Genomic DNA, 26,705 nt, shown 5'->3' on the forward strand with positions numbered 1-26,705 from the left:
GTAACTATTCATTATAAGTAACTGACAAACTGCGCATTGATGCATTAATTCAATGGGCAGATTGCCGGAACGGACACTCTGCCATCTGGTATTACCGGCCCGGATGTGTGGGAAAAAATTAGCATTCGATGAGGGTCAGCAACTTTTTTTAACTATTTCGCAAAAACAGGTAGGGTGTTGCTAAAAAATTCTGTCTCTGTAACAAACGGTATACTAAATATTGGTTAGTTTGGAAAAGATGCAGAATATGAGTTTGTCCGGACCTTTGCGGGAAAGTAGTTTGATGCAGGCAAATTCCGAAAACAATCAGGGACCGGGTGCGGAGCAGCCTGTCGACAAGGAGTTCTTTATCAAAAGCGTATTTCAAACAGATGTCAAAAAGGGATACGACCTGTTATTCCGCCACTATTACACGCCATTATGCAGCCATGCCGTCAGGTACGTATATTCCAAAGAGGTAGCTGAGGATATCGTTTCGGAAGCATTTTTATCTTTCTGGAAAAAACGCGTGCATGAGCATATCACGACTTCGTTTCGCGCTTACCTGTTCGTTTCTGTACGAAATAAGTGTTTCACTTATCTGAAATGGGAACTAAGGAATGAAATAGCCGAAGAATTGGAAGACGCAACGCTGGTATCGGTTCATATGCAGCCGGATCGTCTGATGGAATTTGACGAACTCTACATGAAAATCGAGCGGATTATCGCCGGATTTCCTCCTCAAAATCAAAAGGTCTTTCTGATGAGCCGCTTTGGCGGAAAGTCCTACCAGGAAATAGCGGACAAACTTCAGATTTCAAAAAAGGCCGTCGAAGCGCATATCAGCAAAGCGCTTGTCGAATTACGGAAAGCACTCAAAACCCACCACCTGGCCATTATCGCCGGCCTTTCAGAATTGTTTTAACCCAGAATCTTTGGTCGACAGGTCTCTCCTGGCCACTTCGCCCATTGCTAAAAAGATTAAAAATGAAACCAGAATTGACGAAACATACTGTATTCACCTACTTCTCGGGAGATGCGACCACTCTGCAGAAACAAATAATAGCAGATTGGCTTGCCGACGGACGAAATGCGGAGACCTACTTTGAATGGCTGGAAGAATGGGAAAGGAGCCAACTCCAGTTCCAGCCCGATACATCGGCCGCCTTGCTGGCAATCACGGAAAAATTATCGGAGGAGCACGAACCTGCGCCCAGCCGGCTGCCATCGTCCGTCCGGAAAGCTTCCACAAAAACGATTCTCCTCTGGGCGGCCGCCAGCTTGTTCATGATAGGATTCGGTTCGTACCTGGGCAGGGATTTTTTGATGTACCGAACCTACGAAACTGCCTTTGGCGAACTGAACAAATTTTGTCTTGACGACAGCAGCATGGTGGTATTGAATGCAAATTCGACGTTGAAAGTCCCCAGATGGGGCTTTGGAAAGTCTACCCGTCATGTTTACCTGGAAGGCGAAGCCGAATTTTCGATACGACATACCGCTGATCACCAATACTTTAAAGTCCATAACGCCGACAGTAGCCTGATAACCGTGCTCGGCACCGAGTTTGTCGTCTACACCAGGCCGAAGCAAACCAATGTGGTACTTAACAAAGGCAAGGTCGAGCTTTCTTCCAATGCCGGCGAAAAGCCCCTTACCATGCTGCCGGGCGACCGCGCGACCATCGAAAGAAGCGGAAAAATAAAGGTTGAGAAACTATCCGAAGCGCAGCTCGCGCAGCACTCGGCATGGAAGCAACACCGGTTTGTTTTCAATGATACGCCCTTGCGGGAAGTTGCCGCGAAAATTCATGAGGTTTTTGGCGTGGTAGTGAAAATAAACGACAAAGCACTCGCTACCCGCACCGCAACAGGCTCATTCCCCGCCGAAAATGCCGAAGAACTGCTTTCAAGCATGTCCTATATGTACAGCTTTGAAATAATGAAGGCCGAAAACAAGATCATACTGATTCCTAATCCATAATCAATTTCTCATCCTAACCTGCCGATTTATGAATTTAAAGTTACAGCTGATCAGGTTTTTCTGCCTCTGTCTGGCAAGCGGCGCGATTCCAGATCCGGTTTTGGGCCAGCTCCTTGCCAATTCGAAAACGATTGTCCGCCAATCGGACACGAGGCCGCAATTGAGGGAGCTGTCGGATATGCTGTTGATACTGAAAGACAAATATCAGGTGGATTTGCTCTTTGAAGAGAAAATCCTGCATAAGATCATGGTTCCGTCCAATAGCATCCGTCCCTCGGCGTCTTTCGAAGCCAACCTGGAATTGCTGCTGGAATCCACAGGGATACGATTCAGGAAGGTAAAAAAGGGCACCTATGTGCTGCTGGATGAAAAAATAAACCCTGCGCCGATACAAAAAACGCCAGGGGGTATTTCCGGTCAGCCGGCGGAGGGCAGTACCGTGGCGGCATTAGAGCTCATGGGCAGAAAGATCAGGGAATTTTCGAAAACCAATGCGGATGTACCGGTTACAGGACGTGTTACGGATGAAAAAGGGGAAGTACTTCCAGGTGTGAATATCACGGTGAAGGGCACTTTACGGGGCGTATCTGCGGATGCGTCCGGCAATTACAGCCTGATGGTACCCGCAGGCGATGTGACACTCGTTTTTTCTTTCGTTGGGCATGTAACCCAGGAAGTACAGCTTGCTAACCGCAAAACCCTCGATGTGATCCTGCGCCCGAACAATCAAAACCTGGATGAGGTGGTTGTCGTCGCTTTCGGGACCCAGCGGAAGGAAAGTATCGTAGGGGCAATTTCGACGATTTCTGCCAGCGACCTGAAAGTACCCGTCAGCAAACTGAGTAATGCCCTGGCCGGTCAGATCGCCGGTATCGTCTCGGTCCAGGGAAGCGGCGAGCCCGGCTCGGGGTCGAGTTTCTGGATTCGCGGCATCAGCAGTTTCGGGGCCAACAACACCCCGCTAATTCTGGTAGACGGTATTCAACGCTCCCTGGACCTGGTCGATCCGGAGGATATCGAGTCGTTTTCGATCCTGAAAGATGCCAGCGCGACGGCCGTTTATGGGGTAAGAGGTGCAAACGGCATTGTCCTGATTACCACCAAGAAGGGTAAATATTCCGATAAACCAACCATTAATGCCCGCTACGAAAGGGGCTTTCTGGCGCCGACGAGGTTACCGAAGCTGGCTAATGCAAGCCAATGGATGGATTACTACAACGATATCAGCTACGACGCGAACGGCTCCACTCCTTTCCCCGATCACGTCAAACAGAAATATCTCTCAGGAGAAGATCCGGACCTCTATCCCAACGTAGATTGGATGAAAACCATTTACAAAGACGCGACAACCAGCAACCGCCTGAACCTGAATGTATCGGGTGGAGGCAGAATCGCCAGATATTATGTTTCCGGCTCGTATTACAATGAAAACGGCCTTTTTAATCCCGTCGTCAGCAAGTCGTACAACCCTTCGGTGAGTTACAACAAATTCACCTTCAGGTCAAACCTGGATGTCGACATCACCAAATCCACCGAATTAAGCCTTAACCTTTCGAATACCTACGAAAATAAGAACCGCCTGGGGGTTAACATGGACGCTATGTATGTGATGGTGATGACCACGCCGCCTATTTCCATTCCGTCCTATTATTCCGACGGTACGCACGCCCAGCCGCTGGTCGGCGCCAATCCCTACTATTCGCTGAACTCGACCGGATATTCCCAGGATTTCTGGAATACCTCGCAGTCGCTGATGAGCCTCACACAGGACCTGGGTGATTTTTTGCTGCCGGGCTTGAAATTCAATATCAAGTTTTCATGGGATGCGACCAATGAATCGACATTGGACAAAAGAAAAAACCCGGCTACCTACTACGCGACGGGCCGTGACGAGAACGGGCAACTTATCCTCCACAAGAACACGGACGGAAGCGATTATCTGTCATTGGCCCGGTCCAACCGTGGCACCAAAACGACGAATCTCGAATCGTCGCTGAACTACGACAATGCATTCGGCGATCATCGCATAGGCGGATTGTTTTTGTTTACCAAAAGGGAGCATACCAACAATTTTCCCGGCGATTACATCCAGGCCTTCCCCTACCGCAACATCGGTATCGCCGGGCGGGTGACTTATGCCTTTCAAAACAAGCTTTTCTTCGACGGCAACTTCGGTTATAACGGGTCGGAAAACTTCGCTCCTGCCCACCGTTTCGGTTTCTTTCCGTCTGTCGGCATCGGGTACAACGTGAGCAAAGAGAAATTCTTTAAAAACCTGTTCCCGGCGGTGAACCTGATGAAGTTCAGGGGCTCACACGGGTACATCGGGAACGACCAGATTGGCGGCGACCGCCGGTTTGCCTACAACTCGGAAATGCAGTATTCCAATTCATACACATTCGGAACAACCGGCCAGAAATACATTACCGGCATTGCAACCGGAAATCCGGGAAACCCTAATGTAGCCTGGGAAGAAGCAATCAAAACGAACATCGGGTTCGAGCTGGGTATTTGGGATAAGCTGAAACTGCAAGTGGACTATTTCAACGAGCGCCGCGACGGGATCTATATTTTACAGCAAAGTGTGCCGTCCGTAGTGGGGATCAACGTGGCGCAGTATGTAAACCTGGGTAAAATGGCTAACCGCGGCGTGGACGGCTCTCTCGAATACAGCTATGTGAAGGGCGACTGGCTGCTCTCGGCTCGCGGGAACTTTTCCTACAACCGCAACAAGGTGATTTACAATGATTCACCCACCCCGATATACGGCTACCAGGAAATTGCGGGCCAAGCCTACGATCAGCAGTTCGGATTGGTTTCTCTGGGACTGTTTAAGTCGGTGGAAGATATCGAACAAAGCCCGGTCCAGAAGTTTGGCTCCGTCGTGCCCGGTGATATCAAGTTCAAGGATATCAATGGGGATGGTGTTGTCGACAGCTACGACAGAATAGCCATAGGTCGGACCACGGTGCCGGAGCTATCGTACGGCTTCGGGTTGAGCGCAAAATATAAGCAATTCGACCTGTCGGCATTCTTTCAGGGAACAGGAAATGTGACCAGGATCATCGGCGGGGACCCGGTACAAGGGCCTCAGGGAAGTATCCTGGTGAACGGGCAGATCCTGGCCGACGCAGCCGAGAAAAGATGGAGCCTGCACAACCAGAACCCGAATGCCGAATACGCAAGGATGTCCCTGGCCTACAATGAAAACAACCGGCAGGCATCTACCTTTTATCAGAGAGACATGAGCTTCATCCGGTTAAAGAACGCCGAAGTCGGTTATACGGTGCCGAAACGGATTGTCAACAAGGCGAAAATCTCCACCGTGCGGATTTACGCACAAGCTGTTAATCTATTCACTTTCAGCAAATTCAAACTATGGGACCCCGAACTGAATGCCAGCTTCGGGAACATCTATCCGCAAATGAAAACGGTAAGCTTCGGAGCAAGTCTTAATTTTTAATACTGACCAACATGAGAAACTTTTCCATCATAACTGCCCTGGTATTGAGTGTGATCGCCTTCACGTCTTGCAGCGACTATCTGTCCGTAGAGTTGCAGAATGCCCTTACACTCGAAGAAACCTTCAATAAAAGGGCGACAACCGAAGCTTATCTCGCTCAGGTTTACAGCTTTTTGCCCGACGATTCCGACATGGTTGGCGGTGAGGCGTCCGTCGTTCCCAGGTCCGACGAAGGCATGTTCTCCTGGTTGTCGGGGGTATCATGGCTCAACATGAATAATGGCTCCTGGGGCCCTACCACGTCGTCTTACGTAACCTGGAAAAATAGCTATACCGGTATCAACCAGGCAACGATCTTCATGAACAATGTCGATAAGAACGTAGAAATCGGTCCCGCCGAAAAGGAGGTAATGAAGGCCGAGGCCCGTTTTATCCGTGCATTTCTGTACTTCAACCTGCTGCGAAAATATGGTCCGGTATATATCTGGGGAGATAAGGATTCTGATATTTCCATTCGTCCGGAGTCGGTGGACCGGCACACGGTCGACGAAAACTTCGCTTTCATTTTGGCGGAATTTGACAAATGCATAAGCGCCCTGCCCGCAACGATCACCGAGGACGCCTGGGCGGGACGGGCTACAAAAGGCGCTGTGCTCGCTGCCAAAACCCGCGCTACGCTTTACGCCGCTCGTCCGCTTTTCAACGGTGCGGAGTTTCTCAAAGGAATGGTCAACAGGGAAGGGAAACATATCTTTCCCGAAAACGCCGATCCGGGAAAATGGGAAACCGCCGCAAGGACAGCGAAAGAGCTGATCGACATGAACCAGTATGCATTGTACACGGACAATACCGAAACCGACCCCATGCGCAAGGCGATCAAGTCCTACCAGGGGATATTTTTCAAATTCTGGAATTCGGAAGTGATTTGGGGACGTTGGCTGGGTGCGGCCAATGCATGGGTCGTGAGGGCTAACCCGCCAAGAGTGGTCAAAGAAGGGTATGGTGGATATTCGCCTTCCCTTAAATTGGTCGATACTTATCCAATGGCGGCCAGCGGGCGCTATCCGGTGACAGGATACGATGCGAACGGCTATCCGGTCATAGATCAGAAGTCAGGATATCGTGAAGAAGGCTTTACACCCGGCTACATCCATCCGGTGGACAACTGGAAACCCGTCAGGGCACACAACAGCACGGTCGGCCGGGATGCGCGCTTTTACGCTTCCATTCTTGCCAATGGCTTCAACTGGTATAATCGCGGGGCCGGTGACAAGGTCGTTACATTTCATACCGGAGGCACTTCGGGTTACCAGGCTTCGGGAGATTGCGTTAAGGCAGGCTACCTGTTCAGGAGAATGAGCGATCCCAACAACAATACGGAAAATGGGCAGTGGGGACAATTCTGCTGGCCTATGTTCAGGCTCGCGGAGATCTATCTCAGCTATGCCGAGGCCTGCAATGAAAAAACGCAACGGAATGAAGCCGATGCATTGCTTTACATCAACAAGGTCAGAAACCGGAGCGGATTGAACAATTTGCAGGTAGCCTATCCGGAGGTGATCGGGAACCAGTCGTTACTGCGGGAGTTGATCCGCAAAGAGCGCATGGTTGAAATGGCCTTCGAATCGCACCGCTACCACGACGCCCGTACATGGCTTATCGCGGAGAAGGAATTTGTCGGCCCCAACTACACCAGGAACCTTGCCGCCACCAACTATGACGATTCCTGGAAGCGCTCCTCGACATTGTTTCCGGGCACCAGGGTCTTTGAAAAGAAACATTACTTCTTCCCTATCAACCAGGAGCAGTTAAACGAAATGAAAAACTTCACCCAAAATTATGGATGGTAGCCCTATGAAAAGCCGACTTACGTTTATAAACAACACAAACAGCCTGTCATTACTTCTTCTATGTCTGCTCACCTTGATCGTATCGGGCTGTGAAGATCGCCGCATGAATAACATGGCCGAGGACAAGGTGTCGCTCAGCGATTTTGGCGAAAATGTGCAAAATGTATTCAAATGGGAAAACCCTACCTACCAGCTTCAGGTCATCAAAAGCGGGGCCGGGCAAACGGGCGGTGAGGTTACGCTTCATGTCGACGAGTCTGTCCTGGCCCAATACGGTGACACCTATACGCTGCTGCCGGACAGGCTCTACAAAGTTAAGGCGCCGCTGATTTCCCTCGCAAAATCCGATTACAGCGTCCCTTTTGAAATAGAATTCGACGCCGCGGGGATCGAAGCATTGCAGGCTGAAACCAAGCTGCTGTATGCGGTACCTTTCAAAATTTCGTCCAATACGATTAAACCCGCTGCGGAAAATCAGCTTTATTCTCTGGTCGTTCCCAAAATACTCAGTCCCTACATTCATTTCAAAACAGCAGGACTTGCACCGGATGCCTCGGCCGTCAGCACGGCCAATTCGCCTGCTGAATCAAGATTTTATGCTTTTCTTCAAACCAATTATCACAACAAAACAGATTTGCAATACAAAGTCGAAGTAAGCGGGGCCGCCCTGGCCGCCTACAACCTGGCCAATGGTACAACCCACAAACTCCTGCCAGCGGACGCATACAAGCTCGACGAGGGCAGTTTTGTGGTCGCCAATCTCAACGACGAGCAGGCATTGTCCTACTACCTGCTCAAAGGCAAAGTCGCCAATGGCGAATACATGCTGCCGCTTGAAATCACATCGGTTTCGAAATATGGTATCGATCCCGCGCGGTCGACGATGCTGATCCCCGTCAAGATTCAGGACTAACCTCCTGAAAGAAGCCACGGCCAGGTTGGAGGCCGGGCTCTTTTCAGCAGACTGTACCAACCACACTAAAAAAGCTGACCAGTCCCATTATTTTTAAGAATAATACGGATAATATCAGGCCCGAAATCCGATGCCTTGGCCTGACCGAAATTTTTGATCTGTGATAATTGGGTTAAGGTATTGGGCATTTTCTGTGCGACGTGTGTCAAGACCACATCCGACACGATCGCGTATGGCTGCACATTTCGCTGCTGAGCAATATCCGCCCGCCATTCAAGCAGTTTGTCAAAGAGCGCCCCATCCACGGCGGGCAGCTTTTTGGAATGGGTTACCACTTTGGGTTCGACTTTATTCGCACGGTATTCACTAACGGCCTTTGCCGCAGTCAAAACGAGTTCGTCCGGGTTAGTAGCCTCCGGCAGCCTCAAAAAGATCGCCGCTTTCAGCCCGATGTAGTGCCTTAGCCGCGCTGCGGCCAAATGAAAGTCCGGATTCAAGGCACGCTGGTCGCATTGGGTAAGCAGATCACCTATTTTACCCGCGCATTCGTTAAGCCTGGAAGAGAAATAGCCGATAGCCTTGATCAAGCGTTCGGGCAGGGATGCCGGGCTCCACCCGTCGGGTTGGTCCAGAAGTACCAGCAGCTCTTGCCTGTGAAAACTGACCGAGACCTTGATCAAATCGGCATGGACCAGCTTTGCGATCACGTCGGTACCCGGCCGGACAAGCTCATTTATCAGGTCATTTTCCCTGATAAACCCATGCACTGGCTCCCACCATTCCGCCAGGGCTGTAAAATCAAACAAATCGATCACCGCCTCCCGCAGGCTGCCATGCTGCACGGTCGCCAGGGCCGAACTGTCGTAAGCGTTAACCGAGGCATTTTGCATAAAGGCTTTGACCGCCGGGGCCACCATTACGCTGGCCGCATTGACGGGCCTGAGCAACACAAGGCCATCCAGCGAACGGCACCGGCTCAGGGCCACATACACCTGGCCCGCCGCAAATGCAGCGCCGGCGTCGACGACCAGCTTGTCGAAGCTCAGGCCCTGACTTTTATGAATGGTTACAGCCCAGGCTAGTCTCAAAGGCAACTGGGTAAATGTCCCCGCGCTGGATTCACTAATCTTTCCCTCTTCTTCGGATAAGGCATACTTGACATTCTGCCAGATCTCCGGCATTACAATAAAATCGGAACCATCATCGGAAAAAATGACGTGTACGCGCCCATTCTCGATACGCGCGACCCGCGCCGCCCGCCCGTTGTAGTATTGCTTGTTTCCCGAGCTGTCGTTTTTAACAAACATTACCCGGGCCCCTTCTTTCAGGATGAGCTCTTTTTCAGCCGGATACGCCTCCGAAGGGAAGTCGGCTGAAATAGTCGCGCTGAAAAGATATTCAGGGGTTTCCAATGCGTCAAGCCGCTGCTTGTTGATCTCTTCGACCTTGGTATTATGGGTGGAAAGGGTAACGTAGTCGGATAGATCTGAATCCGGTCCGGAAATATACCGTCCATTCAGCGTCGCAAGGGTGCTATCCGTGACCTTGCCATCTCTGACGCTGTTGAGGATGTCAATAAATACCGGATCGCTCTGACGGTAGACCCGCGACAGCTCGAAGGTCAGAAAGCCCGCAGATCCCCAAACCAGACTATCAAAGAAATACGGGCTTTGATAAACTGAGCCCAATATTTCCCAATCGCTGTTGGTGACCGGTGGCAGCTGGTACGGATCGCCGACCATCAGCAGTTGCACCCCTCCGAAAGGCCTTGACGATGCTCTCACCATCCGAAGCAGGGCATCGATGTAATCCAGTACATCTGCCCGCACCATGCTGATCTCATCAATGATCAGCAGTTGCATCCGCCGGAGCATTTTTTCTTTTTCCGGGTTCACCGACCGGATCGCAGGCTGCGGTTGGCGCTTGCCGCGCACACCGGGGATTAACGGACCCAGCGGAACCTGGAAAAAGGAATGTATGGTAACACCGCCTGCATTAATGGCAGCTACGGCCGTCGGGGCGACGACAACCATTTCTTTGGCCAGGTTCCCGCGGATATGTTGCAGAAAAGTGGTCTTACCCGTCCCCGCCCTTCCGGTTAGAAAGATGGGCTTGTCGGTCCGGGTAAGATAATTCAGGATAGGTTGATGATGAATGTCGAGTTGCATGCTGGTTTTTTACCGCAAATTAACCAGAATCCAACGTCTTCCAATTCCATTACCTACGGCCTGCCCGCCGCAGTTACCCCATAACTCTTGGACGGCGTTGCCCCCATATAAAACACCAACTCCCCTCCTGCCATCAGGTCGGTATGACGAATGTAGGTATAAGGATAAGGCTTACCATTGAACTCGATCTTCTGTATATACTTGTTCTGCTCGCTGTTATCCTGCGACCGAATGGTGAACGTCTTGCCATTTTCCAGCCGAAGCATAGCCGAGTCGAACAAAGGCGAACCGAAGACGTATTTCCCTTCCATCGGGTTCACCGAGTACATTCCTAATGCGCTGAATGCGTACCAGGCGCTCATTTGGCCCACGTCCTCGTTGCCGCTGAGTCCGTTAGGTGTAGGTTTATAAAATTTCCGCATCACCTCGCGCACCAGATCGGCCGTTTTCCACGGCTCGCCCAGGTAATTGTAGAGGTAAGTAATATGATGGCTCGGCTCGTTGCCGTGCGCATACTGCCCGATCAGCCCCGAAATGTCCGGCGCGGTACCTTCCCGCAGTTCCGACGAAACGGTAAACAGGCTATCCAGACGCAATTTAAAGGCTTTCTCACCACCCAGCAGGCCGATCAGCCCGTGCACATCCTGAGGTACCAGGAACAGATATTGCCATGCATTGCCCTCAGTATAATCCGAAGTAACGGGCACCGAATAGAACGGATCGAACGGACGGCGGAACTGGCCGTTTTCGAAGCGACCATTGAAAAAGGCCGTCTGCTTGTCGTAATACAGCTTGTAGAGCTGGCTTCTCTTCGTAAAATAAGCAGCGTCGGCTTTCTTGCCCAATGCCGCGGCCACTTTCGCGATGCCGGCGTCGGCGATGGCGTATTCCATGGCCCAGGCTACGGATTCGTGCATTTTATCGGCCGGAATGTAGCTGAGCTTGTTCAGGTACTGCAAACCCATGGAATCTCGTTTCGCGGTGTGTTTCATCGCCTCGTACACCTGCTCGCGCTGGTCGGCGGGGATGAGCCCCTTCCCGAACGCGTCCGCGAGGATGATAATGGCCGGACTGCCCACCATACAATCCGTTTCGCTGCCCACGAGCGGCCACACAGGCAGGCGCCCCTGCTGCTGGTGAATGGCCAGCATCGATCCCGCAATGTCCTTCACCACGCTCGGCTTCACGATCGACATAAATGGCCCCCAGCCGCGGTAAATGTCCCAGAGCGACATGGTAGTGAGGTTTTTAAAAGGCGCGTTTTTGTAAACCTGCTTGTCGGTGCCGCGGTAGTCGTTGTTGGCGTCGTTGAAGAGCGTCGGGCCAAGGAACATGTGGTAAAGCGCGGTGTAAAACAGCTGCTTATCCGTGTTATTCCGACCTTCCACCCGGATAGAGCCCAGCGACTTTTCCCAAACCTGATCGGCTTTGGTGCGGTAGGCTTCAAAATTGCCGGACGGTGCCTCGGTGGCCATATTTGCCAATGCATTTTCCTCGCTCACGGGCGACAATGCCACTTTCAGGATCATATCGGGGTTGCGAACAGCGTCGAAAAACAATGCGGCCTTGGCGTGTTTGCTTTCCACTTTTTTGCCATTCTGAAGCGTGCTGTCACTGTAAAACTCAGCTTTCAGAATAGGTTGCGAGGTGCGGATCGCGAAATACAGGCGCTGATCTTTCGACCAGCCGGTAGAAAAACGGTAACCTGTGAAAGTGGAGTCGTTCACCTGTTGGATAAACGTTTTCACGGGACTGTCCCAGTTCATCGCAAAGCCCAGGTCCACGAGGATATGCGCATTATCGGTCTTTTTATAATGATATTGATGAATGCCCACGCGCTCGGTCGCCGTTAGTTTCGCATCCACATCGTATTTGTCCAGATGCACCTGGTAAAAACCCGGGCGGCATTGCTCTGATTGCTTGGAAAACAGCGAGCCATAGCCTGTTTCGGGCTTTTCAAACTGCATCGGGCGCAGTTGCAACGGCCCGTTCGCAGGTACGATCATCAGGTCGTTCAGATCGCCGATGCCCGTCCCGCTCAAATGCGTATGGGTGAAACCAAGGATTTCCCGGCTGATATAATTGTAGCCCGAGCACCAGTCCCAGCCGTGGAATTCGTCCCAGCTCCGCCCGATCTGAGTAGGCCCCAGCTGCACAGCCCCGAAAGGTACATTGGCACCTACGAAAACATGCCCGTGCTCCTCGGAGCCGATGAACGGGTTGACATAGCTGGTTAAGGATTGGGTTTGCGCATCCACGCGGCTGGCCGAAAGGGTCATAAAACCTGCCACAAGGCTATTTTTTACTATTTTCGATATATTCATAAAGTATTTAAAGAAATCGCCTACATTTTAAATTATTTTTTAAAAATACTCCAAATCGCCGATTTTAGCACTATCCTGAAAAGATTCCCACATTTTTTTTGCCGCGTATTGTTTTTTGTACTTTCCTATTTTATTTTTGACAGAAATTAAGTTAGTGCGTTAAGTTATCATGAAGAAAAACTACGTCCGCTGGTGGGTTGTTTTCCTCGTCTTCGTCGCGACCGGTCTGAGCTTTCTCGACCGGCAGGTGCTGTCGATAGCCGTCATCCGCATTCAGCAGGAATTCGGGTTCAGCGATGTGGAGTATGGGTGGGTGAATACCAGTTTTCTGCTGAGTTACGCACTGATGTTCACCGTCGGCGGATGGCTTATCGACCGCATCGGGGCGCGGAAAGGACTGGGTATCGCGGTGGGGCTGTGGTCGGTAGCGAATGCATTGCACGGGTTGATGACGAGCCTACCGCAGCTTCTCACCTTCCGGTTTTTCCTCGGTATGGGCGAAGGCGCGTGCTTCCCGGGCGCGGCTAAAACGGTGCATGAATGGTTTGACCAAAAAGAAAGGGCCTTCGCGAACGGCATCGCCATCGGCGGCTCCGCAATCGGTGCAGTGATTGCTCCGCCTTTGACGATCTGGTTTTCAAACAGTTACGGCTGGCGGTCGGGATTTGTCGTGCCGGGTATTATAGGCGGCATTTGGGTGATTGTGTGGTTGCTTTTGCCTTGGAAACGGTCGGCTACAAAGGCCAGTTCAGAAGCGTTCACGGAGGAAGATGGCCTTTCACGAAATGCATTTCAAGCGCAAAATACCCTGAAAATACCTTTCTCAGCCATTTTAAAACAACGCGAAACCTGGGTATTCGTACTGATGCGCTTCCTGCTCGATCCGGTGATGTATTTCATGATGTTCTGGATTCCCAAATACCTGAGCGACGTGCGCCATGTGCCGTTTGAACGGATCGGGCAGCTGTTCTGGATACCCTTTCTGTCCCTGGGCGTTTCCAATATCCTGGGCGGTTTTTTCTCTGACCAACTGGTTAAAAAAGAGATCGGTACCGGGCGGGCGCGGAAGATTGTAATGGGCTGTGCGGCCGCATTGACATTGGCGGTACCGCTTACGGAATTTACCTCGTCCGTCGGCATTGCCGTTGCTTGCATGGCGCTGTATATGTTTGCGCACGGGTGCTGGATCACCAATTACATCACGGCCATTTCGGATGTTTTCGGGCCGGGGGCGACGTCTACGGTGGTGGGCTTATCAGGCACGGCAGGCGCATTATCCAGCCTTATTTTGAACCCGATGATCGGGAAAATCGTGCAGGATTATTCGTATAAGCCGCTTTGGATCGCTTCGGGGTTGCTGTATCCTGTGGCATTCATCGCATTTATTTTGCTGATTCCCAGGCTCCGGCCGCTTTTCGACCAGCCTGCGGCCATTGTTGCAACTGTGGAAATCACGGATTAGTATTTTTTATTTTTAAGTAAAACCCGAAAGGGGAAAACTGTTGCCCGAATAACTTAGTGCGTTAAGAATTAAACTTTAAAAAACAATATTTCACTCACTCATGGGAAATCCATTACCGAACGAAAATCACGCCGTAGCAGAAGCCATTATCCGGAAACGCCAGCCTACCAAACCGCGCATCGGCGTGTTTGGGGTCGGGTATTTCAAATATTGGAGCCAGTTCGACGGCCTGCTTGACGATATGCTGCGCAAACAAGCCGTTTTCATCGAAAAGATCGAACGCGCTGGCCACGCGGAGCTCGTTGATTTCGGGCTGATCGATACGGTGCAAAAGGCTTACGACCTCGTTCCGAAGCTGAATGCGGCCAACCTCGACCTGATTTTCTGCGATATGCTTACCTACGCGACGTCCAACACGTTCGGTACCATCATCCGCAACCTGAATGTGCCCATCGTGCTCGTGGCCTTGCAGCCCGACCAGGCGATGGATTACAGTCGTGCATCGACCTACATGCAGCTGTACAACGACGACATTTGCTCCCTGCCCGAGTTCGCGGGCGTGGCCGCACGTATGGGCAAGCGCGTACCCGAGATGATCATCGGCACGCTGTACGACGACCCACAGGCAGATGCCGAGCTGGAAGAATACTGCCGCATTGCCGCCGTCCTGCACGATTTACGCACTTCCCGCATCGGTCACATCGGTCATCCCATCGAGGCCATGCTGGATATGCATTCGGATTCGACGATGTTTACCGCCCATTTCGGCGCGCACATTGTGCAATGCGAGGCGCACGAGATCGTGACGCAATACCAGCAAACCGGGCGGACCGACATTGAAAACATGAAGGAGCGCATTCTCGATTTTTTCGACACGCCCGACCCGGTTTCGGACCCCATTTCCGAAAAACTACGCGATACCGACCTCGAAACTGCCGCCCGCGTGACGGTCGCATTGGAAAAGTTCGTGGAAGCCAAACAGCTCGACGGCCTGGCCTACTACTACGAAGGTCCCGAAAACAGCGAAACGCGGCTCGTGATGTCCAACCTCATCGTCGGCAACTCGCTGCTCACCGGCGCAGGTTTCCCGATGTGCGGGGAGTCGGATCTGAAAACCTGTTTTGCCATGCTCATTATGGAACGTTTAGGCATAGGCGGTAGCTTCGCGGAATTTCACCCGGTGGATTTTAAGGAAGGCTTCGTGCTGGTGGGCCACGACGGGCCGCATAATGTCGCCATTGCCAATGGAAAGCCCGTTTTGCGGAGCCTTACCAAGTACCACGGCAAGCCGGGTTTCGGCGCGGGCGTCGAATTCAAGATCAAGGAAGGGCCCATTACGATGCTGAGTATCAACTCTACTTTCGACGGCAAGTTCAAGTTCATCATCGCTGAGGGGCAGTCGGTGGAAGGCCCCATTCCGCCCACCGGCAACACCAATACGCGCGGGTTTTTCAAGCCCGACGTACGCACATTTTTAAAAAAATGGATGAAAGAAGGCCCTACCCACCATTTCGCGCTGGGTGTGGGGCATCATGCGGCCACCATCGCCAAAATTGCCGGTTACCTCGGCCTCGAAGCCGTGGTGATCGACCAGTAGGACCGTTTCCGTTTTCCTATACCGCTTAAAACAAAGTAAATCCGAACCATTATGAAACACTTTTTATGCAAAAAGCTGCCGCCTTGTGCGCGGTGGGCTGTGCTGTGTTTGCTCCTTTTGCCCTGCCGGCACCTGCTCGCGCAGTCCGGCGGCCGGGTCACGATCACGGGCCAGGTCTTGTCCGGTACCGACAATGCGCCGCTTATCGGCGCGACCATCGCTGAAAAAGGCACGACCAACGGTACCAGCACGGACGGCAATGGCATGTACCGGATCACCATCGCCGCCACAAGCGACCTGGTGATCAGCTTTATCGGCTATACCGCCGAGGAGATAAAACCGGGCAACCGCTCGGTGATCGACGTGACGCTGAAAGCGGATATGCAGCAGTTGCAAGACGTGGTGGTGGTGGGCTATGGTACCCAAAAGAAATCGACGCTGACGGGCTCGGTGGCTTCCGTGAAGTCGGACGAGATCCTGAAAGCGCCCACCGCCAATGCTACCAACAGCCTCACCGGCCGGATGCCGGGGGTATTCGTGGTGCAGCGCAGCGGAAAACCGGGTGATAACCAGGCCGATATATTCATCCGCGGCCGCGCCACCACCGGCGACAGCTCCCCGCTCATCATCGTGGACGGGGCCGAGCGTCAGAGTTTCGGCGACATTGATCCCAACGAGATCGAAACCGTATCGGTGCTGAAAGACGCTTCGGCGACGGCACTTTTCGGGATCAAGGGCGGTAACGGGGTGATCCTGGTGACGACCAAGGTAGGTAAGGAAGGCAAGCCGCGCGTCACCTACTCGGGCAATGTGGCCTTGCAGACCTACACCAGTTTACCCAAAACCCTGAATGCATTCAATGCTGCAAGCCTGCTCAACGAAGCCAATGCGAACGTAGGCAAGGCCCCCGCATTCACCGACGCGGAATTGCAGAAATTCCAGGACCATTCAGATCCTTACAAATACCCGGATTTCAACTGGTTCGATTACATTACCCGCAAATATTATCCCCAAACACAGCATAACCTCAACGTTTCGGGCGGGACCAATGTGGCGCGGTATTTCGTTTCGGCGGGCTATCTTTTCGAGGATGGGTTTCTCAAAAAATTCGACAATCCCTACGGCTATTCCACCTCCCCCAAATACAGCCGCTATAACTTCCGCTCGAACCTGGACCTGACTCTGAGCAAGGACCTGACCGTGTCGGTAAAGCTCGGCGGCCGCCTCGAAGAGCGCTATGCCCCTGCCGGCGACCCGTTTTATGCCAATGCGGAAATTGAATACCTGCTCTCGCGCGTGAACGGTATCCCGGCCTATGCCTACCAGCCGTTTCTGCCCGACGGCCGCTTCATGGAAAACCCCAATGCGGGCGTGAACCTCACCAACCCGCTCGGCTGGATCTCGCGCCGCGGCTACTACATCCAGCAGAACAATTCCATCGAAAGTACGCTCGCACTGAATTACGACCTGCACAAGCTGCTGAAAGGCCTTTCGTTCCGCACGCAATATGCTTATGACGCCTATTTCATCGCCACACGCCGTCAGCAGGGCACTTTTACCTCATATAACATCAACAAACAAACCGGCGAGATCGTGAAAGGCAACAGCTCTTTCAGCGACTCGGATACGCCGCTGGGCGCGGTGGTGGCTACTTACGACGGTACCATTGCCTACAACCTGCAATCGAGCCTGAACTACAATAACACATTCGGCAACCACACCGTGACGGGCCTTGCATTGTTCCAGCGGCAGGCGCGGCGTGTGATCGGTGCGCAGCCCGCGTATGCGTCGCAAGGACTTGTGGCGCGGGTCACGTACAGTTTTATGGATAAATATTTCGCGGAGTTCAACGGGGCTTATAATGGGTCCGAAAACTTCGCTTCGGGCAAACGCTACGGCTTTTTCCCGGCGGTATCGGCAGGATGGACGGTGAGTAAGGAGGATTTCATGAAAAATGTTTCCTGGCTCAGTTACCTGAAAATCAGGGGTAGTGCAGGTAAGATCGGTTTTGACAGGATCGGCGGAAACCGCTTTTTGTACCTCGACGAATATACCCGCAATTCCACCGTGTATGGCGGAGGCGCCAACCTGGGGTTAGCTGTAAAGCCCAATACCGCAGCCCAATTCGGTCTGCCGACTGCCATTAACACCTACCCGGTGATCACGCATTCGCGCATCGGCAACCCGAACATTACCTGGGAAACGTCCACCAAGCGCAACATCGGTTTCGAGAGTAGTTTTTTCAACGATATGTTCTCCCTGAACTTCGATATTTTTAACGAAACCCGGAAAAACATCCTGCTCAACCGGCAATCGGGCCTCACGACTTATGGCGAAGCTTACCCGAGCCTGAACTACGGCGAGGTGCAGAACCACGGTTACGAGATCGAGCTGCGGCATTTGCGTCGGATCGGCGACATTGGTTACGGCATTACGGCCCAGGCCAGTTTTGCCAGAAACAAGGTCATTAACCTGGATGAACCGGCCGGAAAGCCGGCTTACCAGAAATCCGCAGGCTACCAGATCGGCCAGTACCGGGGCTATGTGACCGACGGCTTCTACCAGTCGCAGGACGATATCAACAGCTACCTGCCCAACCTGCTCGGCAAACCCATTCCTGGCGACCTTAAATTCAAAGATATCAACGGCGACGGCGTGATCTCGACCGACGACATTACGCCCATCGGCTACTCGAATGTGCCCGAGTACTCGTACAGCATCGAACCGACATTCAGCTTCAAGGGCCTCTCCTTCTCGGTGATGTTGCAGGGCGTAGCGCACGTCAGCTCGGATATTCAATTTGACCAGCGTAACCTGAGCAGCAACCAGATGTACGAAAACATGCTCGGCCGCTGGACGCCCGCCACGGCCCAAACAGCTACCTGGCCCGCATTGCAACCGGCCGTTGGCGGCAACTTCATGAGCTACGCCACCAACGATTTCCTGCTTACGAATGCACGCTATCTCAAAATCCGCAATGCGCAGCTCGCCTACCAGTTGCCTTCCGCGGTGGTGAAAAAGGTGGGCGTAAAAGGCATACGCGTGTCGCTTTCGGGCCAAAACCTTTATACCTGGACAAAAGTACTCTACCGCGATCCTGAAAACTTCCAGCGCCGCGCGCCTCAGGGGGCTTATAATGTTTACCCGACTTCCCGGCTTTATAACCTGGGCCTCAACATCGAGTTCTGAACCATCTTTTTTATGATGATGAAAAAACATCTCCTTTCCCTGTTTATCGCTGCGCTGACCGTGTTGTCGGGCTGTGACGACAAGTTCCTGAACGTGGCCCCCGACGTGGCGCTGGACGAGGCGAAAGTCTTTGCCGACCCGGTAATGGCCGCCCAGTACGCCGACAATGCATACAGCTTTTTGCCGGACGATTACCTGCGTTTCAACGAAGGCAACGGCGTGGCGCAGGCATCCGACGAAGCCGTAGGCATTGACGTAACCAACCCCATGCTTTACACCCTTTCCAAGGGCCTCTATCACGACCATACCGCGTTCACCTCCCTGGCGATCAACGACATCGGAGGTCAATACGACCGTCTTTATGCCGGCATCCGCATTGTCAATAAAATGCTTTCGAAAATGGAAGAGGTGAAATGGACCGCCGACCAGAACCCGCAGCGCATTAAGGGCGAAATGTACTACCTGCGCGCATTCATGTATTTTGAACTCATCAAACGCTTCGGCGGAGTGGTGCTCATCGACAAGGCTTATGCCGCCACCGAAGATATCGACCTGCCCCGCAACAGCTACGACGGATGCGTGAAGTTCATCCAGTCCGACATTGCCCAGGCCGTTTCCCTCCTGCCCGCCGAGCATGACGAAGCCAACTACGGCCGCCCGACGATCGGTGCCGCGCGGGCGCTCAAAAGCCGGCTGCTGCTTTACGCGGCCAGCCCTTTGCACAATACTTCCAACGACCCGGCCAAATGGCAGGCGGCTGCCGATGCGGCCAAAGAAGTGATGGATATGAACAAGTACAAGCTGCATCCACGCTACGAGGAACTGCTTTCACCTGCCGGGAACGGTACTACGGACGAGTACATTCTCATCAAGATCAAAAGACCACGGACCTGGGACTGGGCCATCCTGTCGGTAGTATCGCCGGGCTCGGGCGGGCGCATCGGGACCTACAATCCTACGCAAAACCATGTGGATCTGTACGAAATGAAGAACGGGCTGCCTATTACCGATCCGGCATCCGGCTATGACCCGAAGAACCCGTATACCAACCGCGACCCGCGTTTTTACGCCAACATTCTCTACAACGACGCGCCCTGGCAGGAGCGGAAAATGCAGATGTGGGACGGCGGCGCGGATTACAGTTCGAGCAGCTCGTCGTACACCGCCACCCGGTACTATTCCCGCAAAATGTGGCCCGAAGTGTATAAGACGCCCGGCACGCAAACGGCCTTCGTTAACTTCATTTTCTTCCGCTACGGCGAGATTCTGCTCAACTATGCCGAGGCAAAAAACGAAGCCTCCGGCCCGGATGCAAGCGTGTACAGCGCCATTAACCAGCTTCGGAAGCGCGCAGGAATGCCCGATCTGCCGACGGGTTTGAGCAAAGACCAGATGCGTGCCCGGATCTACAACGAGCGGGCCGTGGAGCTGGCTTTCGAGGATAACCGCTGGTACGACATCATGCGGTGGAAAAAAGGAAAGGAACTGGTGGCGCAGAAGATGTACGGGATGAATGTGGTGAAAAATGCCGACGGCACATTCACCTACACCAAAGTGGAGCTGGCGGCCTCGTTCCAGCGCGTATATGAAGACCATATGCACCTCTACCCCATCCCGCGCAGCGAAATACAAAAGAGCCAAAAGCTGGTGCAGAACCCCGGCTGGTAAATCCACCTCAACCTTACGATAACTATGAAAATAATCAATACGATCCGCGGGCTGATACTGACGCTCGCGGTGCTTTCGGGCCGGGTAATGGCCCAGGATGCCGTGGCGGTTTCGGGCGCGGTGGAAGATACGGTTCATGTGCCCGTACCGGGCACAGACGACGATGTGTACATTCCTTTCGGGGTGCGTAAAAGCCGGGAGATCAACGGGTCGGTATCGACGCTGAAAGCCGGTGCATTGCCGCAGATCCCCGCCAGCTCGCTCACCAACCTCTTCGCGGGGCAATTACCCGGACTGAATGTGTGGCAAACCGGCACCCAGCCTGGTCGCGACGAAACGACCATCGTGATCCGCAACCGCACCTCCTTCGCAGGCGCCAACGTGCCCCTCGTGCTCGTGGACGGGGTCGCACGCGACTTTTCGGACATGGACCTGAGCGAGATCGAATCCATTACCGCATTGAAGGACGCGGCCTCGCTGGCCTGGTACGGCAACCGCGCCGCCAACGGCGTACTGCTTATCACCACCCGCCGAGGCAGTGCGGACAAAACGCGGTTTACCTACGACATGCAAATGGGCACCCAGCAACCAACCAGGCTCATGAAACCGCTGGATTCCTACAACTTCGCGAACCTGTACAACCAGGCCCTGAAAAACGACGGCTTCGGCCCGCTCTACACCCAGGAACAGCTCGACGGCTACCGCAGCGGTACCGATGCGTACAGATATCCCAATAACAACTTCGTGAACGAGTTCCTGAAATCCAGCGCATTCGTGCAGCGGCATGTGCTCACGGCTTCAGGCGGCTCCAAAGCGGTGCGGTATTTCACCAACCTCAGCTTTTTCGACCAGCGCGGCCTGTACAACCATGCCGACGCGCCGATGTTCAATTCCAATGTGGGCTACCGCCGTTACAACCTCCGTACCAACCTCGACATCCAGGTAACGCCGTTGCTGAGCGTGCAACTGGACATGGGCGGGCGCATCGAGGACCGGCGCGAACCCGGCGGGACCAGCGCGACATTCCTCAGCACCATTTTCAACACTCCGGCCAATGCTTTTCCTTTAATTAACGAAAATGGCTCCTACGGCGGCAGCAACCTCTTCCGCGCCAACCCGCTCGCGCAGCTACGGGCTCAGGGGAACCGCAGCGAGGTGACCCGGGTGCTGCTAGGCACATTGAATGCTACCCATAAGCTGGACTTCTGGCTGCCGGGACTGAGTGCAAACGTCTTTTACACGTTCGACATTTCGGGCAGGTACCTGAGCGGCCGCAGCCAGGAGTACGAGGTGTACGAAAGAGGTGCGAATGGCGCATTAACCCGCTTCGGCACGTCTACGCCGCTGGGCTACCTCGCCGCGACCTTCGCCGACAACATCCGCACCAACGAACTCTGGACCGGCTTCGACTACGACCGCGCATTCGGCGCGCACCAACTGAAAGCGACGGTGCGCTATCAGCAGGCCGTGACTTTCAACCCCACCCGTCTGCAAGACAAGCGCCAGGGCTTCTCGGGCCGTGTTTCGTATGGTTTCAACAACCGTTATTATGCCGACGTGGTGGCGAGCTACACCGGCGCGGACAACTATATGCCCGGTAAGCAGTTTGGTTTCTTCCCCGCAGTGGCTGCGGGCTGGGTGATCTCGGAGGAGTCGTTTTTAAGAAATGTAAAACCTGTTAATTACCTGAAATTACGTGCTTCCTATGGCAAGGCGGGCAACAATGCGACGGGCGAGGCAGGCAAGTTTCCGTATGCTTACCTGTTCAGTCCGGCGAACGGCAGCTATGCATTCGGGACGAGCTTTGCTGCCCAGGCGGGGGCTTCGGAAAATACATTACCTAACCCCGACATTACCTGGGAATCGGCTTACAAGACAGATATCGGTCTGGATGCGAGGCTGTTTAAAAATACAGTCACTTTGTATGCCAATTATTTTAATGAGCTGAGAAAGAACATTCTGACAGCACCCATTAACCCGTCCATCCTCGGGCTGACGACCTACCGCATCAACGACGGCGAAACACGTTTGAGAGGCTTTGAAGGCTCCATTGATTTTACCAAAACATTCGGACAGGTAACCCTGTCATTGGGAGGCAATTATACTTTGGCCAAAAACAAAATCCTGCGCATTAACGAATCGGCGGGACTGCTCGACTACCAGAAACAGGCGGGCCATAACATTGCGGGCGTGACGGATTATGGCAAGCTGATGCTGGTTTCGGACGGCATTTTCCAGTCGCAGGCGGAGATCGATCAGAGCCCGGTGCAGCGCTTCGCGGGCAAGCTCCAACCCGGCGACATCAAATACAAGGATGTGAACGGCGACAATGTCATCGACAATTACGACCGCGTGATGACCGATTTCAACGACACGCCCAATGCGTATTACGGCTTTCACATCGGCGTGCGCTACCGGGCGTTCGACTTCTCGGTAGTGGGCCAGGGCGTAACCGGGCGTACGATCCAGGTCCGTTCGCTCGTGACGGCGGGATCGAACAGTACGGGGTATATCAACCAGTTCAGTCCGCAGGCATGGACGCAGGACAACCCCGCCGCGCCCTACCCGAGGCTCGGCATTTCCGACAGGGGCAATAACACGGCGGATTCGGATTTCTGGCTACGGTCGGGCGATTACCTGCGCGTCAAGTCGGTGGAGCTGGGGTACACCATCCCGCAAAGCATTACGGACAAGCTTCGAATCAGGAGTCTGAGGGTGTATGCCAATGGGTTTAACCTGTTTAATTTAAATAAAACCCACATGGATATCGACCCTGAAATGCCTTTCGCGGGCTATAACGCCTACCCATACCTGCGCACGATCACGGCGGGCATCAACCTCAAATTCTGACCATTCATTTTTCGATAACCATGAAAAGGTACAAAGCCATTATCCCATTGATCCTCGCCGTGCTCGTGAGCGCATGCAAGGAATCGCGGTTCCTGGAATTTCCTTACTACGACGGCCCGGTGACCGAAGAGCAGTTCTGGAACCTCAATGCCTCCGCCCGCGGCCAGCTCAACCGCGGCTACACTTTCCTGCAAGAAGGCTACAACCGGTACAGCGGCGCCATGCTGGCCGCCGGCTCCGACGAAGCCGTGAACTCGAACCTTAATTCGGACATCAATATTTTCAACAACGGCACGTGGAGCTCGCTGCGGACGCTGGACGATAGTTACGCCACCAACTACAATGGGCTGCGGCAGGTGAATTTATTTCTCGAAAACGCCCACCGCGCCAACATCATCCCGCTTACCGACATTCCCAGGCTCCGCGCCGAGGCGTTTTTCCTCCGCGCATTCTTCCACTTCGAGCTCTGGAAACGTTACGGCGGCATTATCATCGCCGACCATGTTTTTGACCAGAACGACAACCTCGACCTGCCCCGCAACACGCCGGAAGAAACCCTGGCCCAGATCCTGAAAGATTGCGACTCAGCCGCCGTGAAGCTGCCACTCTCGCCCGTGCAATATGGTGCCGGCGATAAAGGACGCGCTACCAAAGCAGCCGTTATGGCATTGAAATCGAGGGCATTGCTCTATGCCGCCAGCCCGCTCAACAATGCGGGCGGCGACATTACCCTTTGGCAAAAAGCCGCCGCCGCGTCGAAAGAACTGATCGACACGAAAGCGCATAGCCTGCTGCCAAACTATACCGACATTTTCAATTTCTCGACGGCCGCCTACAATGCCGAGGTGATCTTCGCCACCGCCGCCAACCTTCGTAATGACATTGAAACCAACAATGCGCCCATCAGCTACAATGGCGCATTGGGCCTCACCAACCCCACGCAAGAACTGGTGGATGCCTACGAAATGAAAAACGGCCTGGCCATTACCGACCCACAATCGGGCTACGATGCGGCTAGTCCCTACAAGGACCGCGACCCGCGCCTGGGATGGTCGGTGATTTACAATGGCTCCTCCTTCAAAGGCATGGAGGTGAACACGATGGCGGGCGGCAAGGACGGCCTGGGTGTGAGCGTGAATGCGACCAAGACCGGCTACTACATGCGTAAATTCCTCAGCGAAGCGGCGAGCTGGAACCAGACCACCAATGCGACCGTGCGCCGCCCCTGGGTGATTTTCAGGTACGCCGAAATCCTGCTCAACTACGCCGAAGCCCAGAATGAGGCCGCCGGACCCGACGCCAGCGTGTACGACGCGGTGAACCAGGTACGCCAGCGCGCAGCCATGCCCGCGCTCCCGCAAGGGCTGTCCAAAGACCAGATGCGCACCCGCATCCGTCATGAGCGGCGCGTGGAGCTGGCTTTCGAGGAACACCGGTTTTTTGATGTAAGGAGATGGAAAACGGGGGAAAAAGACTTCGCCGCGCCGGTATCGGGGATGCGGATATCCACCAATGGCACCAATGCGGTCTACGAGCGCTTCATAGTAGCCCAGCGGGTGTTCAGCGACCGGATGTACCGCTACCCGATCCCGCAAGGCGAGATTAACAACACGACGAAACTGGTACAAAACCCGGGATATTAGGCAAGGAACGTGCTTTTGGTCAGCAATGAACCGATCATAGCCGTAAATGAACCTGCCCTGTACAGCAATGGATCTGAAATTTTGTAAAACAATGCATGTATGCGCAAACCATTAAAGGGCATTATACTTTGGGTAGCGGGCATGGCCGGCGCGGTGGCTTACAGCAGCTTCACCGCGCCGCATATCTCCGCATTACCCGAAGCCAGGCTGGAAGTATACAACGACTCCATTCTGACGCGCGATTTCCTGGGTGTGAACGCGGTATACCACGGCTTTTCGTTCATGGAAGACCCCGGCGTAAAACCGATGACCGACGCCGACCGCAAAGCGGAATTTGCCCGGGTGAAAGCGATGGACCTGAAAATAGCCCGCACATGGTACCGCCCCGACTGGGCCTGCGGCGATAATTTGTACAACGATTTCAACTGGCAAACCCCGCGTATGCAGGCATTCTACGCCTGGCTCGATCAAATGAAGGCCCTGCACGTGGATGTGGCCCTGCAAGCCGGCTGGTGGTTCACCCGCGACACCTACCACAACACCCGCATCCCCGCCGACCAGGCCAAGCCCGACCCGGAAAAGGACCCCGCGCGGTTTGCGGAATGGGTCAATGCATCGCTGCACCAGCTCATTAAGGTAAAAGGGTATACCAATATTAAATACCTCGTACTGTTCACGGAGCCGCTCAACTACCGCTCGGGCAACCAGGCGGAGGGCATGAGTTCGCCGGAATATTATAATGTAGTTGGCACGGCCATTCACCGGCGGTTGGAACAGTCGGGATTGCGGAAGGCGGTGCAACTGGTGGGGCCCAACAGCGGGAGTACCGATACGGCGGCATTTGTAGGTTGGAGCGCGGGGAAAATGAACGACGTCATCGACATTTACAGCTGGCACAGCTACAATGGCAGGCAGTCGGGTACCAACCCGCCGCTGGAATACGAGGGCTGGAAGCAGATTGCGTTGGCCGGAAAGGTCAAAATCGCGCACACCGGCAAACCTTTCTGGATCGACGAGTATGGCGCGAGCAAGCCTACGGAAGAAGTGCGTTTCCGTCCGGATTACGGCAATTATCTCGCGCAATGCGTGGCTGCATTCACCCACGCCGGCGCGCAAAGTTCGCTGCTATGGATTCTTTTTGACCAGAAATACCCTGCCTCCAAGGTCACGAACAAGGACAGTTTTTACAACGGCATTCACCGCTGGGGCCTCGTGCGGTCGCCACAGGACGACCTTCCCGACGCGGGCAAGCCCTACGCTGCCTGGTACGCATTCGGCATGATGAGCCGGTACCTGGGCGGACGGGATGCTACGCCTGCATTCAAAACACAATCGGCGGATAGCCTTTATGTGGTGGCGACGAGTCCTTGGGGTAAGGGCACTTCCGTAATGGTCGTCAATGCGTCGCATGCCGCGCGGAAGTTTACGGTGGGCTTTTCGAAACCCGTGCGCGCCCGTATGGGCAGGTGCCTGTACGATCCCGCGCATCTCCCCGCAGCGGGCGCGTCTGATATTTTACCCTTTGATAAATTATTTAACAATGTAAAAAACAACATATCGGACGAGCTGCCACCGAGGGGCGTAGCCATTTACACGACTCTCAAACAGTAGCCTAC

At 53.7% G+C, this 26,705-nt stretch carries 14 protein-coding genes; 12 read left to right on the forward strand and 2 right to left on the reverse strand.

What is annotated here, in order from left to right; translation table 11 throughout:
• The first annotated feature begins 247 nt into the window (after positions 1-247).
• The 5 genes from BMW93_RS22035 (at position 248) to BMW93_RS22055 (ending at position 8,188) form a co-directional block, all read left to right on the forward strand.
• Complete coding sequence (locus tag BMW93_RS22035; protein WP_229240679.1) at positions 248-904, forward strand: RNA polymerase sigma-70 factor; 657 nt, start codon at positions 248-250, stop codon at positions 902-904.
• 62 nt (positions 905-966) lie between these two features.
• Positions 967-1,962, forward strand: a complete 996-nt coding sequence (locus tag BMW93_RS22040; protein WP_090381379.1) for a FecR family protein — start codon at positions 967-969, stop codon at positions 1,960-1,962.
• Between the two features lie 28 nt (positions 1,963-1,990).
• The gene (locus tag BMW93_RS22045) at positions 1,991-5,425 is read left to right on the forward strand and encodes a TonB-dependent receptor (RefSeq protein WP_218147723.1); all 3,435 of its coding nucleotides are present in this window, start codon (positions 1,991-1,993) and stop codon (positions 5,423-5,425) included.
• A gap of 11 nt (positions 5,426-5,436) precedes the next feature.
• Positions 5,437-7,275: a RagB/SusD family nutrient uptake outer membrane protein gene (locus BMW93_RS22050; protein WP_090381381.1), complete on the forward strand. Its 1,839-nt coding sequence runs from the start codon at positions 5,437-5,439 to the stop codon at positions 7,273-7,275.
• A 112-nt stretch (positions 7,276-7,387) separates the two neighbouring features.
• On the forward strand, positions 7,388-8,188 hold the full coding sequence (locus BMW93_RS22055; RefSeq protein ID WP_177194168.1) for a DUF1735 domain-containing protein: 801 nt from the start codon (positions 7,388-7,390) through the stop codon (positions 8,186-8,188).
• A gap of 65 nt (positions 8,189-8,253) precedes the next feature.
• Here the strand turns inward: BMW93_RS22055 and BMW93_RS22060 are convergent, their stop codons facing one another.
• Entirely contained in the window at positions 8,254-10,356 is a 2,103-nt protein-coding gene (locus BMW93_RS22060; RefSeq protein WP_090381386.1) for an HRDC domain-containing protein, read from the reverse strand.
• A 53-nt stretch (positions 10,357-10,409) separates the two neighbouring features.
• Entirely contained in the window at positions 10,410-12,680 is a 2,271-nt protein-coding gene (locus BMW93_RS22065; protein WP_090381387.1) for a GH92 family glycosyl hydrolase, read from the reverse strand.
• Between the two features lie 169 nt (positions 12,681-12,849).
• Between BMW93_RS22065 and BMW93_RS22070 the strand changes: the two genes are divergently transcribed.
• The 7 genes from BMW93_RS22070 to BMW93_RS22100 all read left to right on the forward strand — a co-directional run bounded on the left by BMW93_RS22070 (position 12,850) and on the right by BMW93_RS22100 (position 26,700).
• On the forward strand, positions 12,850-14,142 hold the full coding sequence (locus tag BMW93_RS22070) for an MFS transporter (RefSeq protein ID WP_090381390.1): 1,293 nt from the start codon (positions 12,850-12,852) through the stop codon (positions 14,140-14,142).
• A 100-nt stretch (positions 14,143-14,242) separates the two neighbouring features.
• The gene (locus BMW93_RS22075; protein ID WP_090381392.1) at positions 14,243-15,739 is read left to right on the forward strand and encodes an L-fucose/L-arabinose isomerase family protein; all 1,497 of its coding nucleotides are present in this window, start codon (positions 14,243-14,245) and stop codon (positions 15,737-15,739) included.
• Between the two features lie 51 nt (positions 15,740-15,790).
• Positions 15,791-18,928, forward strand: coding sequence for a TonB-dependent receptor (locus BMW93_RS22080; protein ID WP_090381394.1), 3,138 nt, complete (start codon positions 15,791-15,793; stop codon positions 18,926-18,928).
• Positions 18,929-18,940: 12 nt separating this feature from the next.
• Positions 18,941-20,596, forward strand: a complete 1,656-nt coding sequence (locus BMW93_RS22085; RefSeq protein WP_090381397.1) for a RagB/SusD family nutrient uptake outer membrane protein — start codon at positions 18,941-18,943, stop codon at positions 20,594-20,596.
• Between the two features lie 24 nt (positions 20,597-20,620).
• Entirely contained in the window at positions 20,621-23,446 is a 2,826-nt protein-coding gene (locus BMW93_RS22090) for a TonB-dependent receptor (RefSeq protein ID WP_090381399.1), read from the forward strand.
• 20 nt (positions 23,447-23,466) lie between these two features.
• Positions 23,467-25,089: a RagB/SusD family nutrient uptake outer membrane protein gene (locus BMW93_RS22095; protein ID WP_090381401.1), complete on the forward strand. Its 1,623-nt coding sequence runs from the start codon at positions 23,467-23,469 to the stop codon at positions 25,087-25,089.
• 99 nt (positions 25,090-25,188) lie between these two features.
• Positions 25,189-26,700: a hypothetical protein gene (locus BMW93_RS22100; protein WP_143061703.1), complete on the forward strand. Its 1,512-nt coding sequence runs from the start codon at positions 25,189-25,191 to the stop codon at positions 26,698-26,700.
• Positions 26,701-26,705 lie beyond the last annotated feature (5 nt).

Source organism: Dyadobacter sp. SG02 (genome assembly GCF_900109045.1).
Taxonomy (GTDB): Bacteria; Bacteroidota; Bacteroidia; order Cytophagales; family Spirosomataceae; genus Dyadobacter.

Excerpts from the sequence above, each read along its gene's own strand:
- BMW93_RS22035 (WP_229240679.1), top strand. The coding sequence starts at position 248 with ATGAGTTTGTCCGGACCTTTGCGGGAAAGTAGTTTGATGCAGGCAAAT.
- BMW93_RS22065 (WP_090381387.1), bottom strand. The coding sequence starts at position 12,680 with ATGAATATATCGAAAATAGTAAAAAATAGCCTTGTGGCAGGTTTTATG.
- BMW93_RS22100 (WP_143061703.1), top strand. The coding sequence starts at position 25,189 with ATGCGCAAACCATTAAAGGGCATTATACTTTGGGTAGCGGGCATGGCC.
- BMW93_RS22085 (WP_090381397.1), top strand. The coding sequence starts at position 18,941 with ATGATGATGAAAAAACATCTCCTTTCCCTGTTTATCGCTGCGCTGACC.
- BMW93_RS22050 (WP_090381381.1), top strand. The coding sequence starts at position 5,437 with ATGAGAAACTTTTCCATCATAACTGCCCTGGTATTGAGTGTGATCGCC.
- BMW93_RS22075 (WP_090381392.1), top strand. The coding sequence starts at position 14,243 with ATGGGAAATCCATTACCGAACGAAAATCACGCCGTAGCAGAAGCCATT.
- BMW93_RS22060 (WP_090381386.1), bottom strand. The coding sequence starts at position 10,356 with ATGCAACTCGACATTCATCATCAACCTATCCTGAATTATCTTACCCGG.
- BMW93_RS22045 (WP_218147723.1), top strand. The coding sequence starts at position 1,991 with ATGAATTTAAAGTTACAGCTGATCAGGTTTTTCTGCCTCTGTCTGGCA.
- BMW93_RS22070 (WP_090381390.1), top strand. The coding sequence starts at position 12,850 with ATGAAGAAAAACTACGTCCGCTGGTGGGTTGTTTTCCTCGTCTTCGTC.
- BMW93_RS22055 (WP_177194168.1), top strand. The coding sequence starts at position 7,388 with ATGGCCGAGGACAAGGTGTCGCTCAGCGATTTTGGCGAAAATGTGCAA.
- BMW93_RS22080 (WP_090381394.1), top strand. The coding sequence starts at position 15,791 with ATGAAACACTTTTTATGCAAAAAGCTGCCGCCTTGTGCGCGGTGGGCT.
- BMW93_RS22040 (WP_090381379.1), top strand. The coding sequence starts at position 967 with ATGAAACCAGAATTGACGAAACATACTGTATTCACCTACTTCTCGGGA.
- BMW93_RS22090 (WP_090381399.1), top strand. The coding sequence starts at position 20,621 with ATGAAAATAATCAATACGATCCGCGGGCTGATACTGACGCTCGCGGTG.
- BMW93_RS22095 (WP_090381401.1), top strand. The coding sequence starts at position 23,467 with ATGAAAAGGTACAAAGCCATTATCCCATTGATCCTCGCCGTGCTCGTG.